Raw genomic sequence first — 18,202 nt, 5'->3', positions numbered from 1 at the left:
TCAGGAGCCGGTGCGCGGGGTGAACCGGAGCGCCGGCGGGTTGCCCTCTCCGGCCTCGAACAGCGCCGTCACGGGGAGGCCGACCGCGAGCTGGTCCTCGGTGCAGCCGACGACGTTGGTGAGCACGGTGACGCCGATGTCGAGGGTGACCCAGGCGATCACGAACGGGGTGTGCTCGGCCCAGGCGCCGAACCCGCGGCGTACGACCGAGTAGCTGTAGATCTCCCCGTGGCCACTCACCTGCGGCCATTCGACGGCGTCGCCCGCGCACCGGGGGCAGAAGCCGCGGGGATACCAGAAGTGCTGCTCGCAGGCGGTACAGAACGGCACCACCAGGGTGCCCTGCTCGGCCGCGGCCCAGTAGGGGCGGGTCTCGGGGTCGAGGACCGGCGGGTCGGTGGGCAGGCCGGGCGAGAAGTAGGTGCTCATGAGAACTGCTCCAGGACGAGTGCGGCGCTGTAGTGGCGCTGGGAGAGCCGGAAACCGGTGCCCGCGACGAGGGCGAGCTCGCAGTCGGGCACCTGGACGGCGGGGGTCGCCTCGCCGCGAAGCTGGCGTACGGCTTCGATGACCTTGGTCATCCCGCCACGGTTGCCGGGGTGGTTGTTCATCAGTCCGCCGCCGTCGGTGTTCACCGGCACCCGACCGCCGGCGGCGGTGAGACCGAGATCCTCGACGTACGCCCCGCCTCGGCCGCGCTCGGCGAAGCCGAGATCCTCCAGGGCGAGCAGGACGGTGATGGTGAAGGAGTCGTAGAGGCCGAGGTAGTCGATGTCGGCGGGGCCGACGCCCGCCTCGGCGTACGCCTGCTCGCCTGCCCGCCGGTTCGCGGAGTAGGTCAGGTCGACCTGGCCGAAGGAGGAGTCCTTGTGCGCCTCGCCGTAGCCGCGGAGCAGGGCGCCGCGGCGGCCGAGGTCACGGGCGATGTCGGGGTGTACGACGACCAAGGCGCCGCCGCCGTCGGTCATCACGCAGCAGTCCAGCCGGTGCAGCGGGTCGGCGATCATCGGCGACTCCAGCACCTCCTCGACCGTGATCGGCTTCTGGAACCTCGCGTTCGGGTTGTGCTTGGCATGCTCGGAGGCGGCGACGCGCACCCAGGCGAGCTGCTCGGGGGTGGTGCCGAACTCGTGCATGTGCCGCCGGGCGACCAGGGCGTAGTCGGCGACCGGACCGTAGCCGCCGCGGAAGCCGTTGCTCTCGAAGCTCGCCACCGGCCCGGGAGCGAGCTCGAGGGCCGCGCTCTTGGTGCTCGCCTGGCTCGGCAGCCCGGCCAGGGTGATCACCGCGACCCGGCAGTGACCTGCGGCGATGGCCGCTGTGGCCTGGCCGACATAGGCGACGTACGTGGCCCCGCCGAGCTCGCCGGAGGCGGTGACCCTCGCCTGGATGCCGAGATACTCCATCAGGTCGACCGGGCCCAGACCCGGTGTCGTCGCGTCGCAGAAGAAGCCGTCGACGTCAGCGATGGTGAGGCCGGCTTCGGCGAGCGCGCCGTGGATGACCTCGCGGTGCACCTGGGCGACGGTGTGGTCGGGGAGCTTCCGTCCTGGGTGCTCGTAGGCGCCCACGATCACGGCGGCTCCGTTGAGGGAGTTCATCGAACGGCTCCGATCGTCTCGACCAGCACGCCCTCGTCGAGGAGTGTCTGGACGTCGGTGGGGGACAGGGACGTCTCCTGCGCGACCTCCCTGGTGTGCTGGCCCAGGAGCGGGGCGGGCGGCAGCGCGACCGGGTGGGTCGGGGAGAACGTCGCGGGGTAGGGGGCGAGCCGCAGCGGGCCGGCCACCGGATGGTCGACCGGCTCGAAGAAGCCGACCTCGCGCAGGTGCGGGTCATCGAGCAGGTCGCCGAGGGTGCGCACCTCGATCACCGGGATGTCCGCGGCGCGCAGCGCCTCGATCCAGTAGGCGGACGGGTGTTTGGTGAGCTCTCCCTCGACGAGCTGGTAGAGCTCGTCGATGTGCTGCGTGCGCCCGGTGATGGTGCGGAACCGAGGCTCCTCGGCGAGCTCGGGGCGGCCGATCAGATCGAAGAACGACAGCCACATCCGGTCGGTGTAGACGACTACGCCGAGGTGGCCGTCGCTGGTGGCGTACGGGTGCCGGAACGGCGACATCAGCCGTGGGTAGCCGGTCTCTCCGCGGGGCGGGTCGTAGGTGTGCCCGCCCTGGTGGTCGAGGAGGTTGAAGGCCACCATCGCCTCGAACATCGGCACGGTGACGATCCGGCCGACGCCGGTCCGCTCGCGAGCGAGCAGTGCCGCGAGGATCGAGTTCGCCGCGACCAGTCCGACGGTCTTGTCGGCGATCGCCGATCTCACGTACGCCGGCTCGCCGCTGCCGCCCTGGACGGCGGCCATCCCGCTGACCGCCTGGATCACGTCGTCGTACGCCGCCAGTCCGTCATAGCTGCCGCCCGGCCCGAATCCGACCAGGCTCGCGACCACGCAGCGAGGATTGGCCTCGAGGATCCGCTCCGGTGCGAGCCCGAGTCGGGCGACCGCCTGCGGGCGCAGGTTGGTGACGAACACGTCCGCGGTGGCGACCAGCTCCATGAGCAGGTTGCGGCCGCGGGGGTCCTTCAGGTCGACCGCGAGACTGCGCTTGCCGTGGTTGGCGCTGAGGAAGATCGGACCCAGCCCGAGACCGTCGTGGTCGAGGATCCCGCGGGTGAGATCGCCGTTCGGCTCCTCGACCTTGATCACCTCGGCGCCGAGCCGGGCCAGCTGCATCGTGCAGTAGGGGCCCATGAACGTGGTGGTCAGATCGAGGACGCGGAGGCCTTCGAGCAGATCCGTGGACGGTGTCGACATCTACCTGCTCGCGTCCTTGCCCGGGCGCTTCTCGGCGAAGTCGGCCAGGTAGGCGCGGAAGGCCTCGTCCCGGGTCGACTCCGCCTGGGCCCACGCCTCGGTCGCGATCGACTCCTCGAAATCCGCCCTCGTGGCCCCGTCGACGGAGCGTTTGACGGCCCGGCTGAGTCCAGCGCGGGACGCGTACGTCGCAGCCAGCCTATGCGCGCTCGTGAGCGGGTCCTCGGCGTCGAGGTCGCTCAGGCCGATCTCGCGGGCCCGGGACGCGTCGATGATCGCGCCGTCCAGCAGCAGCGACAGCGCGCGTGACCGGCCCACGCGCTCGACCAGCATCCAGGTGCAGCCGCCGCCCGGGTGCAGGCCGATCTGGGTGAAGGTGGGCCCGAAGCGGGCCCTCGGGCCGGCCACGATCAGGTCGCAGGCAAGCGCGATGTTGAGTCCGGCGCCGATCGCGGCGCCCTGCACCGCAGCCAGGGTTGGCACGGCGAGGTCGCGCAGGCCGAGGAACGAGGCGTACACCCCGCGGAGGTGGTCGCGGATCTCTTCGGTCGGCCGGTCGAGATCGCCGAACATCCCGTTCAGGTCGGCGCCCGCGCAGAAACCGCGTCCGGCGCCGGTCGCGACGACGGCTCCGACGGTGTCGGTCGCCGCGGTGTCGGCGATGGCGGTTCGGAGGTCGGCCAGGAGGTCGAGATCGAGGGCGTTGAGGCGGTCAGGAGCGTTCAGGGTGATCGTCCGGACCGGTCCGTCATCGGTGACGAGGACGCGGGTCATGGGCACTCCTCCGGATGGGCTACGGGCTCGCCAACACCGTACTTGACAAAAGCGTCAAAAGAAAGAAGCGGTCGACAGCGCCTGGCAGGCAAAGGATGTTCGGAACCAGTTGACGCTATCGTCAACTCGATCTAGTGTCCTAGGTCACACAACGTTCTCACCGAGGGGTACGCATGTCTGACAACCAGGTGCTTTCCGGAATCCGCGTGGTCGAGCTCGCGGCCTGGACCTTCGTGCCCACTGCGGGCGCCGTTCTGGCAGACTGGGGAGCCGACGTCCTCAAGATCGAGCATCCCGAGACCGGCGACCCGCAGCGTGCACTGATCAACTCGGGAATGGTCCCCGGCGCCGGGGACATCAACCACTTCGTCGAGCAGCCGAACCGCGGCAAGCGCAGCGTCGGGATCGACGTGGCCAACCCGAAGGGCCGCGAGGTGCTCTTCAAGCTCATCGAGTCGGCCGACGTGTTCGTCACCAACCTGCTGCCCGACTCCCGCAAGCGCCTGGGCATCGAGCCCGAGGACCTGCGCAAGATCAACCCCAGGATCATCTACGCCCGCGGCCATGGCTACGGCACCAAGGGCGACGAGGCGGACCGCGGCGGCTACGACCTGGCGGCCTACTGGTCGCGTGGCGGCATCGGGGATGCGTACGCTCCGATCGGCGGTGGCTACCCGCCGATCCAGCGCCCGGCCTTCGGTGACCTGTTCGCCGGGTTCGCGCTCGCCTCGGGCATCGTCGGCGCGCTGTTCAAGCGCGACCGCACGGGGGAGGCGTCGCTGGTCGACGTCTCGCTGGTCTCGACCGCGATGTGGCAGATCGCCACCGACGTCGTCGCCGCGGGCGTCACCGGCAACCCGATGCCGAAGTACGACCTGGACAAGATGCCCAACCCGGTCACCAGCCTCTACCAGACCTCCGACGGCCGGTTCCTCGCGTTCGTACTGCTGCAGGCAGACCGGTTCTGGAAGGAGTTCTGCGAGCGGCTCGGCCGCCCGGACCTGATCGAGGACGAGCGCTTCGCCAACGCCGGGGTCCGCTTCCGGAACAGCGCGGAGTGCGTCACCGAGCTGCGGGCCGCCTTCGGCGCGCAGCCGCTGGAGCACTGGAAGAAGGCCTTCGACGGCTTCGAGGGCGTCTGGGACGTGGTGCAGAACGCCGTCGACCTCCACTCCGACCCGGTCGTGATCGCCAACGGCTACCTGCCCCGGCTCAAGGACGGCCGCGACAACGAGTTCGCCGTCGTCGACAGCCCGGTCCAGTTCGACGAGCAGCCCAATGCACGCAGCCGAGCCCCCGAGCACGGCGAGCACACCGAGCTGGTGCTGATCGAGGCCGGGTACGACTGGGAGGACCTGCCCGCGCTCAAGGAGAGTGGGGCGATCCTGTGACGGCGGTCGCCAACCGATGGTTGCCGCAAGGGTGACCACGACCAGACGCCCTCACCTGCCACAGGTCGCTGTCGAGAGCGAGGACCTGCTCGACCTGCGCCGACAGGTGCGGGCATTCCTCGATGAGGAGTTCGGCAGCGGCCGGATCACGCCGCAGGTCGACTCGTGGCTGACCGGCTGGGACGAGGAGTTCACCCGCCGGCTGGCCGCGCGCGGCTGGCTGGGAATGACGATCCCGACAGCGTACGGCGGGCGGGGACGTACGTTCCTGGAGAGGTTCGTGGTCACCGAGGAGCTGCTCGCCGCCGGTGCGCCACTGGCCGCGCACTGGATCGCCGACCGGCAGATCGCGCCGTCGGTGCTGAAGTACGGCACCGAGCACCAGAAGCGCGCGCTGCTGCCGGCGATCGCGGCGGGGGAGACGTACTTTGCCATCGGCATGTCCGAACCCGACTCCGGCTCGGACCTCGCCTCGGTGCGCACCCGGGCGACCCGCGACGGCGACGGCTGGCGGATCAGCGGCACCAAGGTCTGGACCTCCGGGGCTCACCGGGCGCACCGGTTCATCGTGCTGGCCCGTACGGCGCCGGTCGACGAGCGCGACAGGCACGCCGGCCTGAGCCAGTTCGTAGTCGACCTGCGCGTGCCCGGGGTCGAGGTGCGGCCGATCGTCTCGATGGACGGGCGGCACCACTTCAACGAGGTCTTCCTCGACGAGGTGCGCGTGGCCGAGGAGTGGGTCTTCGGCACGATCGGCGCGGGCTGGGAGCAGGTGACCTCCGAGCTCGGCTACGAGCGCAGCGGACCGGAGCGGTTCCTGAGCACCTTCCCGCTGCTCGCCGCGCTGCTGTCCGCCGAGAGCCCCGGCGCCGAGGTGGGTCGCGCGCTGGCGCGCACCGCGGCGCTCCACCAGCTCTCCTCCGCGGTCGCCGGTGGGCTCTCCCGAGGCGAGTCGGTCGACGTGGCCGCCGCGATCACCAAGGTGCTGGGCACCACCCATGAGGGCGACGTCGCCGAGCTCGGCGGCACGATGGTCGGCGAGACGGCGACCGACGAGCGGCTGGCTCGGCTGGCGGCCACGGCCCTGGTCCAGCGCCCCGGGTTCACCATCCGAGGCGGCACGAACGAGATCCTGCGCGGCGTGATCGCGCGCGGCTGGGGGCTGCGCGGATGACCGGATCCGACACTGCCGTCGACCCGGAGCTGGCCGCGCTCTTCGACAAGGTGCTCGCCGACTGGCGCGCCGCCCGGCCGTCCGCGGGCGCGACTCTCGACCTGGACCGGACGCTGTGGGGGCAGCTGACCGAGCTCGGCCTGACCCGGCTGGCCCGCGAGGCCGACTGGCCCACCTTCGCCGAGCTGCTGCGCGCCGCCGCCCGGCACGCCGCCCCGGTGCCGCTGGCCGAGCACGACGCGCTCGCCGGATGGGCTCTCGGCACCGCCGGGATCGAGGCCGACGACCAGGTCCGTACGCTGGCCCGACTCGACTCCGCCGGCCTCGACCCGGCCGTGCCGTGGGCCTCGCAGGCCGACCGGATCGTCGGGCTCTGGCCCGCGGACGGGTCCTGGTTCGTGGCCGACCTCGCCGCGAGCGAGGTCACCATCGTCGCCGGCCGCGACCTCGCCGGCGCGCCTCGCGACCGGGTCAGCATCGACCCGGTCGCACTGAGGCGTTCGGTGTCGGTATCGGCGGAGGTCGCGACCGCGCTCGGCCTGCGCGGCGCGCTCGTACGGGCGGTGCAGGCGAGCGGGGCGATCGAGCGCATCGTCGACCTGTGCGTGCGGCACGTCACCGAGCGTCACCAGTTCGGCCGCCCGCTGGCCCGCTTCCAGGCGGTGCAGCACCTGGTCGCCGACGCCGCCGCGGAGGCGACGCTGCTCACCGCGGCGACCGACGCAGCGGTCGCGGTGGCCGCGGCGTACGACTCCTCCCAGGCGACCCTCGCCGAGCTGGAGCGGGCGGTCGCGGTGGCCCGCTCGGTGCTCGGCGTGTCCGCAGACGTGGTGGTGCGGAACGCCCACCAGGTGCACGGCGCGATCGGGACGACCCTGGAGCATCCGCTGCAGGAGCTGACCCGGCCGGTGCTCGCCTGGCGCAGCGACTACGGCTCCGTACGTCACTGGGACCGGCGCGTCGCCGAGATCGTGGCCTCGGCCGGCACCGACCCGTGGTCCGCACTCATCGGACGCATCGAGCATGAAGGAGAGACGCGTTGACCAGCACTGGTGAGACCCCGGGCTTCCGCGAGGAGGTGCGGGCGTTCCTGCGCGCCGAGCTGCCCGCCGACTGGCAGGGTGTGGGCGCGCTGCCGGCCCCCGAGCGGGCGGAGTTCGTGGCGCGCTGGCGCAAGATCGCCGGATCGCGCGGCTATCTCGCGGTGGCCTGGCCCGAGGCGTACGGCGGCCGGGGGCTGACCAAGGTCGACCATCTGGTGGTCGTGGAGGAGTTCTCCCGAGCGAGGGTGCCGGTCGGCACCCCGGGCGACACCGTCTCGATCAAGATGCTGGGCAACACGGTGAACAAGTGGGGCACGCCGGAGCAGAAGGCGCGGATCCTGCCGAGGATCATCTCCGGCGAGGACGTCTGGTGCCAGGGCTACTCCGAGCCGGAGTCCGGCTCGGACCTCTCCAGCCTGCGTACGAAGGCGGTGCTGCGCGAGGGCGAGTGGCACATCGACGGGCAGAAGATCTGGACCTCCAACGCGGCGGGCGCCAACTGGATGTTCGCGCTGACCCGCACCAACCCCGACGCTCCCCGGACCCAGGGCATCACGATGCTCATCCTGCCGATGGACCAGCCCGGAGTCGAGGTGCGCCCAATCGAGATGCTCAGCGGTGGCCGCGACTTCTGCGAGGTCTTCTTCACCGACGCGCGTACGCCGGCCGAGAACGTGATCGGCGCCGTCGACGACGGCTGGACGGTGGCGAACTCGCTGCTCAGCCACGAGCGCGGCGAGGAGGCGGCGGTCAACCCGGTGCTGTTCGGGCTCGAGCTCGCCCGGCTGCTGGACCTGGTGCGCGAGCGCGGCGCCGAGCGGAACCCGGCCGTCCGGGCACGGGTCGCCGCGGCGTACTCCGAGCTGTTGGTGATGAAGGCGATGGGTGACCGGATCCTGGCCTCGTACGTCCGTGGTGGGACGCTGGGTCCGGAGGCGTCGGTCGCGAAGCTCTACTGGAGCGAGTACCACCAGCGGCTCTCCGCGATCGCGGTCGACGTGCTCGGCTCCGACGCGCTCGTCTGGGAGGGCGACCTGCCGATGCGCTGGTTCCGCGCGGACGACCCCGGCGCGCCGAACACCTCGGCCTCCTGGCTCGCCGTTCACCTGCAGAACTCGCTGGCCGGCACCGTCTACGCCGGCACCTCGCAGATCCAGCGCAACATCATCGCCGAGCGGGCCCTCGGCCTGCCTCGCGAGCCGCGCGTGACGAAGGAGGGATGAGCGATGGAACGGCTCGACTACGAGGAGCAGGCCGACTACCGCGACTGGATCCGGGAAGGGCTGGCCCGGCTGGCCCCGCTGGATCGGTCCCGGGTGCTGGTCGAGGAGGGGCGACGGACCGACCTGCGTGCGGGGCTGGGCGAGATGGGGGTGCTGGGGCTCGCGGTCGGTGCCGAGCACGGCGGCGCCGACGCCGGGCCCGAGGCGCTGGCGATCTTCCTGGAGGAGGCCGGGCGGGTGCTGCTGCCCGCGGCTCACCTGACCTCGGTGGCGGTCGTACCGTTCGTGCTTCGCCAGGACCTCGCCGGGACCGGGCCTGACCTGCTGGCGGCGCTGGCCGGCGGTGAGGCCGTCGTGACGATCGCCGACCTCGACGATCCGGAGCGGCCGGTGACGCTGGCTGACGGGTCGGCGACCGGCACCAAGGTGGCGGTGATCGATGCCGACGTGGCGACCCATGCGCTGGTCGTCGTCGGGGACGCGATCGTGGTCCTGGACCTGGCCGGGCCCGGCGTACACATCGAGCACCTGGACAACCTGGACCGGACCCGCCCGGTGGCTCGGCTGCACCTCGAGACCGCACCCGTGGTCCCGCTCGGCCTGGCGGATGCCGCCACGGTCATCGCCGAGACTCGTACGCTGCTCCGGCTGGCCATCGCCAGCGAGACTGCCGGCCAGGTGGCGGCCTGCTGCGACCTCTCGGTCGACTACGCCAAGACTCGACACCAGTTCGGTCGGCCGATCGGCGGGTTCCAGGCGGTCAAGCACGCCTGCGCGGACATGTTCGTCGCCGCTCAGGCGACCTCCGCGGCGGTCGCGGCGGCGTACGCCTCCTGGTTCGACGAGCCCGGGCATCGTGACCTCGTCGCCCCGGCGACGATCGCCTACGCGCTGCGGGCCGGGTTCGACGTGGCCGCCTCCACCATGCAGATCCACGGCGGCATCGCGTTCACCGCCGAGGCGATGCCGCAGCTCTATCTCAAGCGCGCCAAGGCTGCTCAGCTGCTCGCCGGCGGGGTCGACGCGACCACCGACTGGCTCGCCGCCGCGATCCTCGACGGGGCCACAGACCCGCTCGCGCCGATCCTCGGCCGACCCTGACCAGCCCGAAAGGACGGCACCGATGCCACAGCACATCAGCGTCGAGGTGGCCGACGGCGTCGCCACGGTGACCTTCGACAAGCCCGAGCGCAGGAATGCCTGGGACCCGGTCATGGAGCGGGAGTACTTCGCCGAGCTGGACCGGCTCGACCGCGACGACGAGGTCCGCGCGATCGTGGTGACCGGTGCGGGGAGCACCTTCTGTCCCGGGGTCGACGCCCAGCGCCTGGAGTCGGCCGTCGGCACTGGCATGAACCTGTCCGGCCGCGTCTCCCCGACCACGGCGGCCGGCTACCGCAAGCCGATCGTGGCCGCGATCAACGGTGCCTGCGCAGGCATGGGCCTGGTGCAGGCGCTGATGTGCGACGTACGCTTCGCCGCCCGCGGTGCCCGGTTCACCACCGCCTTCTCCCGCCGCGGGCTCGCGGGGGAGTACGGCATCACCTGGGTCCTGCCGCGGCTGGTCGGCATCGAGAACGCGCTCGACCTGCTGCTCTCGGGCCGGGTGATCGAGGCCGACGAGGCCCGCGAGCTCGGCCTCGTCAGCCGCGTCGTCGAGCCCGACGACCTGCTCGACGCTGCCCAGACGTACGCCGCCGACCTCGCCCGGCACTGCTCCCCGGCCTCGATGGCCCTGATCAAGAACCAGGTCTGGAGCGGACTGGACACCGGCTTCGACGAGGCGCTCGCCGGCACCTACCGAGCCATGGCGTACGCGGCTGGTGGCCGTGACTTCGGCGAGGGCGTGGCCAGCTTCCTCGAGCGCCGGGACCCGGAGTTCGCCCCGCTCGACCCCCACCTCGCGCCCGAGGAGATCACCGGCCGCCGCGTCGCCCAGGCCGGTGACCTTCTCAGCTGATCAGACGCTGATCAGACGCCGAGGGTGGCGAGCAGGCGCTCGTGATAGACCGCGGGGCCGCCGAACATGAGCTGGTCGGCCTTGGCGCGCCGGTAGTAGAGGTGGGCCGGGTGCTCCCAGGTGAACCCGATCCCGCCGTGGACCTGGATGTTCTCGGCGGCGACGTACATGAACGCCTCTGAGCACACCGAGTGGGCGACGGCAGCGGCCACGGCCGCCGGTGGGGCGTCGTCGAAGCCGTCAGCGGCGCGGAGTGCCTCGGTGGCGGCGGCGTCGGCGAGGGTGACCCGGGCGAGCATGTCGGCGAGCTTGTGCTTGACCGCCTGGAAGGAGCCGATCGCGCGGCCGAACTGTTCGCGTTCCTTGGCGTACGCCACGGCCATCTCCAAGCAGGCGCGGGCGGCGCCGACCTGTTCGGCGGCCAGGGCGACGCTGGCGCGGACCAGTACGTCGGCGAGGATCTGCGGTGCGGCGCCGAGGTCGCCCACCAGGACCGCGGGCGTCTCGGAGAGGGCGACGCGGGAGATCGGCCGGGTGATGTCGAGCGTACGCAGCGCGCCGGCGCTCAGCCCGGCGGCGCCGGCGTCGACGGCGAAGAGCGCGGGCCCCGCCGGGGTCGAGGCTGCGACCAGGAGAAGGTCGGCGCTGCTGCCTTCGGGGACGAGCGTCTTCTCGCCGGTGAGCACCCAGCTGCCGCCGTCCTCCCGGGCGGTGGTGGCGAACCCGTCGGTACGCCACGCCCCATCCGCCTCTACCACTGCGAGCGTGCCGACCACCGACCCGTCCGCGATCCCCGGGAGACGGGTAGAGCAGGCGGTCTCGTCACCCGACGCGAGCAGTGCCCCGGCAGCGAGGATGACCGAGGAGAAGAACGGCCCGGGCGTCATCGCGCGCCCCATCTCGCCGAGCACGATGCCGAGCGCGACCAGGCCGAACCCGTCCCCGCCGTACGCCTCCGGGATCGCCATCGCCGGCAACCCGAGCTCGGTGGCGAGCCGCTGCCACAGGTCGACGTCGTAGCCGGGGTCGGCGGCCACAGCCCGGCGTACGGCCTGCTCGCCGCTGTACTCGGCGAGGAAGGCGCGGACCGTGCCGCGCAGGTCCTCCAGCTCGCCCTCGGTGATGGTCGTGGTCTTGGTCATGACGGCTCCTTCGGGAGGCCGAGGACACGCTCGCCCAGGATGTTCTTCATGATCTCCTCGGTGCCGCCGAGGATGCGGAAGGCCGGGGCGGAGAGCAGCAGCTCGTTCCACGAGAACGTGCCCCACTCGCCGGTGTCCGCCGTCAGCCGCGGGCCGACCAGCTCGGCGGCCAGGTGGGCGATCCGGGTGAGGTTCTGCGCCCACAGCAGCTTGGAGACCGAAGCCTCCGGGCCTGGCTGGGCGCCGCTGCGCAGCCGCCGGATCGTGGCTCGGTTGAGGTATTCGGCCGCGGTGAGGTCCGCGGTGATCTCGGCCAGCCGACGGCGCGCGGCCGCGTCCTCGCCGTGCCCGGACTCGTGCAGCAGTGCGGCCAGGAACCCGTCGGACAGCACCCGGGCGACCCCGGTGGAGGCCTCGTTGCCCACGCTTGCCCGCTCGTTCATCAGCGTCGTGAGCGCGACCCGCCAGCCGCCGTTCACCTCGCCGAGCCGATGGTCGTCGGGCACGTGGACGTCGGTCAGGAAGACCTCGTTGAACTCCGCGCCGCCGCTCATCTGTCGCAGCGGCCGCACCTCGACGCCGGGCAGTGACAGGTCCACCAGGAACGCGGTGATCCCCTTGTGCTTGGGCGCGTCGGGGTCGGTGCGGCACAGCGCCATCCCGATCTGGGCGTGCTGGGCGACCGAGGTCCAGACCTTCTGGCCGCGCAGCACCCAGCCGTCCTCGGTGCGCGAGGCGCGGGTCTGCACCCCGGCGAGGTCGGAACCGGCGCCGGGCTCGCTGAAGAGCTGGCATGCGATCACCTCACCGCGGAACATCGCCGGCAGGTAGAGCTCCTTGATCTCGTCGCGGCCGTGGGACAGGATCGTCGGTCCGATCATCCCGAGACCGATCAGCGAGAGCACCCCGGTGTCAGGCACGTCGTACTCCGCCTCGATCTGGTCATAGACCAGATCGTGCACCCCGCTGAGCTCACGGCCGCCGTACGCCTCCGGGCCGGTGATCCAGCCGAAACCGTTCTCGTAGCGGGTCCGCTGCCAGGCCCGGGCCTGGTCGACCAACGCCTGCTCCACCTCGGGCGGATCCTCGCTGAAGTATCCGGTGTGGTCCTCGCCCTTGCCCCAGATGACGGCGTCGGTGCTGCGGCGCTCGGCGTGGGCGTCCAGGAAGGCGCGGGCCTCGTCGGCGAACGCGGCGAGCGGGTCCGCCTCGGTCGTGGTCATCACACAGGTCTCCTAGATCATGTTGAAGCTAGATGGCGGCGATCGGCTCGGCGGGCGCGCCGGACAGCAGGTCGAGGCCCAGCCGTGTGCTCAGCTCGCGAGAGGAGCCGAGCAGTACGTCGAGCGCGGCCGCCCGGGTCACGGCCCGATGCACGTCGCTCTCCAGGGTCAGCCCCATCGCGCCGTGCACCTGTACGACGTGTCGCATCACCAGGGCCTGGGTGGTGCCGGCACGGTGCTTGGCCACCCGGGCGGCACGCGCGACGGTCGCCACCGGGGCGTCGGCGACGCCCGCTGCCTCGAGGGTCGCGCGGGTGTTCTCGATGGCGGCGTGCGCCTCGGCCAAGGCGTGCCGCACGGCCTGGAACGAGGCGAGCGGGCGGCCGTACTGGTGCCGGACGGTGGTGTGCGAGACCGCCATCGCCAGCGCCGTCTCGCAGACGCCGACGATCTCGGCGGTGAGGGCCCTGCGCGCGGCAGCGACGGCGAGGGCCAAGGTCTCGGCGCTGACGTCGAGCGGCTCTCCGCTCGCGGTGGTGTCGAGGCGGTGCCAGGTCGTGGCCCGGTCGAATCCCCGCACCGGCTGGAGCCGCCCGGACACCTCCGTGATCGGCAGCACGGCCGCGGCATTCTCGTCGAGGACCACCACCTGCTCGGTGCCTTCCTCGGGTCGACCCAGCAGGATCCCGGCGTACGCCACGACGGTGCCCTCCGGCGAGCCCAGTGCGTGCGTGACCACGTCGTCCAGGAGCCGTGTGGAGGCCAGCGCCCGGCCCTGGGCGCCGAAGAGCAGGACCGCTGCGGTCTCCCTGTCGGCCTCGACGACGTCCGCCCAGCCCAGCTCGGCCAGCGCGGAAGAGAGGTCGCCAGGGGTGCCGGCCAGCACCTCGTCGAGCGAGACACGCACTGAGGCGAGCGTCTGGGCATCGAGTGCGGTCATGAGGCCACCTCCTTCGGCAGCCGTAGCACGTGGTCGGCGAGGACGGTCCGCTGCACCTCCGCCGAGCCGCCGAGGATGGTCGCGGAGCGGCTGTACCACCACTCCTCGCGCCACTCCTCGTGCCTGACCGAGCCGCCCAGCACGAAGTCTGTCCCGAGCAGGTCGCGGGCCAGGTCGTGGAGCCCGGTCTCGGCCCGGGCTGTGGCGATCTTGTCGACCGCCGCCTCCGGGCCGACCGGCTCGCCGGCGGCCAGCCGCCGGATGGTCTGCGCGCTGCGAGCGCGGAGGGTGACCAGGTCGGCGTAGACCTCCCCGATCCGGGTGGTCAGCCCGTCAGGCACCTCCGAGCCCCGCACGGTGCCGACCAGGTCGCGGAGTCGGCCGAGACCGGCGGCGGCCAACTGCCAGGGATACATCGAGCGCTCGAACTGCATCAGATACATCGCCACGCCCCAGCCGCCGTCCTCAGGCCCGACCAGCCGGTCGGCGCTGACCCGGACGTCGTCGAAGAAGATCTCGGCGAGCTCGTTGCGGCCGCTCGCGATCGCGATCGGTCGCACGCTGACACCGGGGGAGTCCCGGTCGATCACGATCATCGAGAGGCCCCGGTGCCGCGACTCGACCGTGCCCGTACGAACCAGGCAGACGAAGCGCGACGCGGTCGCGCCCAGGCTGGTCCACAGCTTCTGACCCGAGACGACGTACGCGTCGCCGTCACGCCTCGCCCGGCAGCGCAGCCCGGCCAGGTCGCTCCCCGCCTCGGGCTCGGAGAACCCCTGCCCCCACCACTCGAGGCCGGCCAGGGCCCGGGGGAGCAGCTCGGCTGCGAGCGCCGGCGCGAAGCGCGCCAGGGTCGGCCCGAGCACCTCCAGCACGAGCGACGGCAGCGGGATGGCCAGGCCGGCGGCGACCAGCTCGTCGTAGAGCACCGCCCGGTGGCGTACGTCGCCGCCCAGGCCGCCCGCCTCGGCGGGCCACCCGACCCGGTTCCATCCGCCGGCATGGAGCTCGCCCATCAGCCCGGCGTCGGCGGCGCACTGCCCCTCGGTCGTCCGATGCAGTACGCCGCGCCAACCCGCGAACCGATCCGCCCCCTGACGGGGTGGCGCCAGGTGGGCACGCAGCGCGGCGGCGTACACCCGGTGGTCCGCGACCAGATCGGCGGCAGTCTCGGGGATCACGACGACGCGGCCGCCTTGGCGCGGCTCTTCTCCAGGAACGCGGTGATCAGGGCGCGGTGCTCGGGGGTGTCGAAGGCGGCGTACTCCTCGGTGAGGGCGTACTCCAGCACACCGGTGACCGCCCGCTTGAGGTGGATGTTGAGCGCGCGCTTGGTGGTCTGCACGGCGTGCGGCGGCTGGGCGGCGAGCCGCTCGGCCAGCACGAGCGCCTCACCGAGCACGTCGGCATCGGGCACGACACGGTTGGCCAGCCCGATCTCGACGGCGAGCGCCGCGGGGATCCGGGCGCTGGTCAGCAGATACTCCTTGGCGCGGAGCATGCTCATCATCAGCGGCCAGGTGGGTGCACCGCCGTCGGCGGCGGTGAGCCCGACGCCGACATGCGGGTCGCACAGATAGGCCGACTCCGCGATCAGCACGATGTCGCTGCAGGCGGCGAGGCTGGCGCCGAGGCCGACCGCCGGGCCGTTGACGGCGGCCACGACCGGCAGCGGGAACTCCAGCAGCTCGCGGACCAGGCGTCCGGCGCCGTCGATCTCCTGGCGCCGTGCGGACCTGTCGTCCCACAGCTCGACGAAGTGCTCGAAGTCGCCGCCGGCGCTGAACGCCCGGCCGGCGCCGGTCAGGACCACGGCGCGGGCGTCGCGGTCCTGAGCGAGGTGCTGCCAGACCGAGACCAGGGCGTCGTGGAGGGCCTCATTGGTGGCGTTCATCGCCTCGGGTCGGTTCAAGGTCACGACGCGAACGGCACCTCGTGACTCGATGAGGAGCTCGGGGGCGAAGGGGTTGTCCATCATCTCTCCTCGTAGCCGTCACGGTTGGGTGCGGGGATCCCATTCGAGCGTTAGTTGACGTTAATGTCAAGTGGCTCTAATGTCGTCGATGTGGCTCATGTCACAGGTCGTGCGGGCGAGGACGTGCACAGGGCGCGTCGGTCGACCGGGTCGCCCGCACCTACGTCGAGGAGCAGAGATGACCTCACCATGGCCATGGGCCTTGGATGCCCGCACGGTGGACGGTCTGTTGGCCGAACGGGCGCGAACGACGCCGACGCAGCCCGGACTCATCGACGAGGTCGGCACGACGCTGACCTGGTCGGAGCTGGAGCGAGCGGTCGATGGTGCTGTCGGTTGGCTGAGCGCGCAGGGGATCGAGCCGGGCACCCGGGTGGCCTGGCAGCTCCCGACCCGCATCTCGACCGCCGTCACCATGCTGGCCCTGCGCCGCCTGGGTGCCGTCCAGGCACCGATCATCCATCTCTATCGCGACAAGGAGGTCACCGCGGCGCTGCGTACGTTCGTGGCCGACGTCCTGCTCGTGCCCGGCTTGTGGAACGGGTTCGACTACGCCGAGATGGCCGGTGGGCTCGACCTCGCCGAGGCGCCGCGGGTGATCGAGGTCGGCCACGAGATCCCGGCCGAGGCGGCGGGGCACGATCACCGGGAACCCTCGGACGCCGACTCCGACGAGGTGGCCTGGGTCTACTTCACCTCCGGATCCAGCGGGGCGCCGAAGGGCGCCCGGCACACCGACACCAGCCTGCTGACCACCGGCAGGGCCTTCGGCGGACAGGGCCGGCTGGGGGAGAAGTCCGGCGAGGTCGCCGCGATGGGCTTCCCGATCGCCCACGTCGGCGGGATCGAATATCTCATCGCCGCGCTCGCCGGCGGCTACCCGATGCTCCTGCTTGAGGCCTTCGTCCCGGACCGGGCGATCAAGGCCTTCCGGGAGTACGGAGTCACGACCACGGGCGGCGCGCCGCCGTTCTACCAGGCGCTGGTCGCGGTCGCCCGCAGCATGGCTCCCGAGCCGCTGCTGCCGACCCTGCGTACGCTCAAGGGTGGCGGCGCTCCGTGCTCGCCGGAGCTCTTCGCGGCCGTGCGCGAGACGCTCGGGATCCCGGTCGCGCACGACTACGGGATGACCGAGGTGCCGATGCTCGGCGTTGCCGACCCGCGCGACCCCGACGAGATCCTGGCGGCGACCGACGGCCGGCCGGTGCCGGGCAACGAGGTGCGGATCATGGGCCTCGACGGGGTGCCTTGCCCACCGAAGGTTCCGGGGGAGATCCAGGTCTCCGGTGCCGGCGTGTGTCGGGGCTACACCGACCCGGAGGAGACCACCAAGGCGTTCACCGCGGACGGCTGGTTCCGCACCGGTGACCTCGGGCTGCTCCATCCGACCGGGCACATCGAGGTCACCGGCAGGCTCAAGGAGCTGATCATCCGCAAGGGGGAGAACATCGCGCCGCTCGAGATCGAGTCGGCTCTCGTCACCCACCCCGCGATCGCCGAGGCGGCCGTGGTCGGGCTCCCGGACGAGGACCGTGGCGAGCTGGTCTGCGCCGTGGTCGTGCCCGCGCCAGGCACCGAGCCACCCGCCCTCGCCGACCTGTGCGACTTCCTCCTCGATGCTGGACTCATGCGTCAGAAGCTGCCTGAGCGGCTCGAGGTGGTGACCGAGCTGCCGCGTACCGGTCTGGCCAAGGTGGCCAAGGCGGAGCTGTGTCGCCGCTACGCCACCCTGGTCAGCCCTTGAGCGTGTGCAGGATCGTCTCGGCGATCGCGTCGACGACCTCGCGCTGGTCGATCGGCAGCTTGCGTACGCGGATCTGCGACCAGGAGTGGTCGAGCATCGCCAGGATGCTCAGCCCGAGCGCCTCGGGTGCGCTGGTGGGGGAGGTCTGCCGGCTCCTCAGGCCCACCCCGAGCAGGAAGGCGGCGCGCACCTGGAGGCGCCGGGCAGTCGCACGGAACTCCTCGTCGGTCGGGCCCGACTGGGCCAGGGCGTAGATGAAGGCGCCGTGCACGTCCATGAAGTCGAAGTAGGCCTGCACCCAGTCGCGGATCTCGTCGACCGTGGGCCGCTTCGGCATCTCGTCCCACATGCCGACGACTCTCATGCAGTCCTTGTAGGGCTCCACCCCGAGGATGTCGACGACCTCGTGCTTGTCCTTGAAGTAGGTGTAGAAACCTGCTCGCGAGACCCCGGCCTCGTCGGTGATGTTGTTGATCCGGGTGCCGGCGTACCCGCGGTCGAGGAAGAGCTTGCGGGCCGCGTCGAGGATGGCCTCTCGGGTGCGCAGCGCGCGGGGCCCGAGCTCGGAGGCGTCCTCGGTTCCGGCGACGTGGGTCGGACTGGCTTCCAGCGTCATCGTGCGGCCCCTCGGCGTTCGGCGAGTTCCATCCCGTCATTCTAAACGCAAAACTTGACACTGTTGTCCGGTAGGCCCCGTGACACGCTGTGCTGTTGATCACCAGTGATCGCGGAGCTGGTGACGGAGTTCCATCCGCACGCGACGGATTGGGCCTACCGTCGCAGAAGGTTCACGGCTAG

17 protein-coding genes are annotated in these 18,202 nt (G+C 71.7%); 7 read left to right on the top strand and 10 right to left on the bottom strand.

What is annotated here, in order from left to right:
- The 4 genes from ACFVDI_RS00860 to ACFVDI_RS00845 are packed head-to-tail and all read right to left on the bottom strand — an operon-like array spanning position 1 to position 3,589.
- Positions 1 to 429 carry an OB-fold domain-containing protein gene (locus tag ACFVDI_RS00860; RefSeq protein WP_350715896.1) on the bottom strand — a complete coding sequence of 143 codons (429 nt, stop codon included), beginning with the start codon at positions 427 to 429 and terminating at the stop codon, positions 1 to 3.
- On the bottom strand, positions 426 to 1,601 hold the full coding sequence (locus tag ACFVDI_RS00855) for a thiolase domain-containing protein (protein ID WP_350715898.1): 1,176 nt from the start codon (positions 1,599 to 1,601) through the stop codon (positions 426 to 428). The genes ACFVDI_RS00860 and ACFVDI_RS00855 overlap by 4 nt, the downstream gene beginning before the upstream one ends.
- Positions 1,598 to 2,815, bottom strand: a complete 1,218-nt coding sequence (locus ACFVDI_RS00850) for a CoA transferase (protein WP_350715900.1) — start codon at positions 2,813 to 2,815, stop codon at positions 1,598 to 1,600. Before ACFVDI_RS00850 ends, ACFVDI_RS00855 begins: the two co-directional genes overlap by 4 nt.
- Positions 2,816 to 3,589: an enoyl-CoA hydratase-related protein gene (locus ACFVDI_RS00845; protein ID WP_350715902.1), complete on the bottom strand. Its 774-nt coding sequence runs from the start codon at positions 3,587 to 3,589 to the stop codon at positions 2,816 to 2,818. It lies immediately after the preceding gene.
- A 173-nt stretch (positions 3,590 to 3,762) separates the two neighbouring features.
- On the opposite strand from ACFVDI_RS00845, the gene ACFVDI_RS00840 reads away from it, so the two are divergent.
- Genes ACFVDI_RS00840 through ACFVDI_RS00815 form a run of 6 tightly spaced genes read left to right on the top strand, consistent with a single transcriptional unit; the run spans position 3,763 to position 10,380 of the window.
- Positions 3,763 to 4,980 (top strand): CoA transferase, encoded by a 1,218-nt coding sequence (locus tag ACFVDI_RS00840; protein WP_350715904.1) that lies wholly within the window; start codon positions 3,763 to 3,765, stop codon positions 4,978 to 4,980.
- Positions 4,981 to 5,011: 31 nt separating this feature from the next.
- On the top strand, positions 5,012 to 6,154 hold the full coding sequence (locus tag ACFVDI_RS00835) for an acyl-CoA dehydrogenase family protein (RefSeq protein ID WP_350715905.1): 1,143 nt from the start codon (positions 5,012 to 5,014) through the stop codon (positions 6,152 to 6,154).
- Positions 6,151 to 7,197, top strand: coding sequence for an acyl-CoA dehydrogenase family protein (locus tag ACFVDI_RS00830; protein ID WP_378899273.1), 1,047 nt, complete (start codon positions 6,151 to 6,153; stop codon positions 7,195 to 7,197). Before ACFVDI_RS00835 ends, ACFVDI_RS00830 begins: the two co-directional genes overlap by 4 nt.
- Positions 7,194 to 8,420, top strand: a complete 1,227-nt coding sequence (locus ACFVDI_RS00825; RefSeq protein ID WP_350715908.1) for an acyl-CoA dehydrogenase family protein — start codon at positions 7,194 to 7,196, stop codon at positions 8,418 to 8,420. Before ACFVDI_RS00830 ends, ACFVDI_RS00825 begins: the two co-directional genes overlap by 4 nt.
- A 3-nt stretch (positions 8,421 to 8,423) precedes the next feature.
- On the top strand, positions 8,424 to 9,521 hold the full coding sequence (locus ACFVDI_RS00820) for an acyl-CoA dehydrogenase family protein (protein WP_350715909.1): 1,098 nt from the start codon (positions 8,424 to 8,426) through the stop codon (positions 9,519 to 9,521).
- Positions 9,522 to 9,543: 22 nt separating this feature from the next.
- Complete coding sequence (locus ACFVDI_RS00815) at positions 9,544 to 10,380, top strand: enoyl-CoA hydratase-related protein (RefSeq protein WP_350715911.1); 837 nt, start codon at positions 9,544 to 9,546, stop codon at positions 10,378 to 10,380.
- Positions 10,381 to 10,391: 11 nt separating this feature from the next.
- Here the strand turns inward: ACFVDI_RS00815 and ACFVDI_RS00810 are convergent, their stop codons facing one another.
- From ACFVDI_RS00810 to ACFVDI_RS00790, 5 genes are read right to left on the bottom strand one after another with little or no spacing between them, the layout of a single operon-like run.
- Complete coding sequence (locus tag ACFVDI_RS00810) at positions 10,392 to 11,522, bottom strand: acyl-CoA dehydrogenase family protein (RefSeq protein WP_350715913.1); 1,131 nt, start codon at positions 11,520 to 11,522, stop codon at positions 10,392 to 10,394.
- The gene (locus ACFVDI_RS00805) at positions 11,519 to 12,745 is read right to left on the bottom strand and encodes an acyl-CoA dehydrogenase family protein (protein WP_350715914.1); all 1,227 of its coding nucleotides are present in this window, start codon (positions 12,743 to 12,745) and stop codon (positions 11,519 to 11,521) included. Before ACFVDI_RS00805 ends, ACFVDI_RS00810 begins: the two co-directional genes overlap by 4 nt.
- 28 nt (positions 12,746 to 12,773) lie before the next feature.
- Positions 12,774 to 13,685, bottom strand: a complete 912-nt coding sequence (locus ACFVDI_RS00800; RefSeq protein ID WP_350715916.1) for an acyl-CoA dehydrogenase family protein — start codon at positions 13,683 to 13,685, stop codon at positions 12,774 to 12,776.
- Positions 13,682 to 14,866, bottom strand: coding sequence for an acyl-CoA dehydrogenase family protein (locus ACFVDI_RS00795; RefSeq protein ID WP_350715918.1), 1,185 nt, complete (start codon positions 14,864 to 14,866; stop codon positions 13,682 to 13,684). Before ACFVDI_RS00795 ends, ACFVDI_RS00800 begins: the two co-directional genes overlap by 4 nt.
- Positions 14,863 to 15,660: an enoyl-CoA hydratase/isomerase family protein gene (locus tag ACFVDI_RS00790; protein ID WP_350715920.1), complete on the bottom strand. Its 798-nt coding sequence runs from the start codon at positions 15,658 to 15,660 to the stop codon at positions 14,863 to 14,865. Before ACFVDI_RS00790 ends, ACFVDI_RS00795 begins: the two co-directional genes overlap by 4 nt.
- A gap of 178 nt (positions 15,661 to 15,838) precedes the next feature.
- Here ACFVDI_RS00790 and ACFVDI_RS00785 point away from each other — a divergent pair, with 178 nt between their 5' ends.
- Positions 15,839 to 17,404, top strand: a complete 1,566-nt coding sequence (locus ACFVDI_RS00785; RefSeq protein WP_350715921.1) for an AMP-binding protein — start codon at positions 15,839 to 15,841, stop codon at positions 17,402 to 17,404.
- On the opposite strand, the gene ACFVDI_RS00780 is transcribed toward ACFVDI_RS00785, so the two are convergent.
- The gene (locus tag ACFVDI_RS00780; RefSeq protein WP_350715923.1) at positions 17,394 to 18,020 is read right to left on the bottom strand and encodes a TetR/AcrR family transcriptional regulator; all 627 of its coding nucleotides are present in this window, start codon (positions 18,018 to 18,020) and stop codon (positions 17,394 to 17,396) included. The genes ACFVDI_RS00785 and ACFVDI_RS00780 overlap by 11 nt on opposite strands.
- Between the last annotated feature and the right edge of the window lie 182 nt (positions 18,021 to 18,202).

It is taken from the genome of Nocardioides sp. NPDC057767 (assembly GCF_042798275.1).
Taxonomy (GTDB): Bacteria; Actinomycetota; Actinomycetes; order Propionibacteriales; family Nocardioidaceae; genus Nocardioides.
This window is presented reverse-complemented; position numbering and strand designations above follow the sequence as displayed.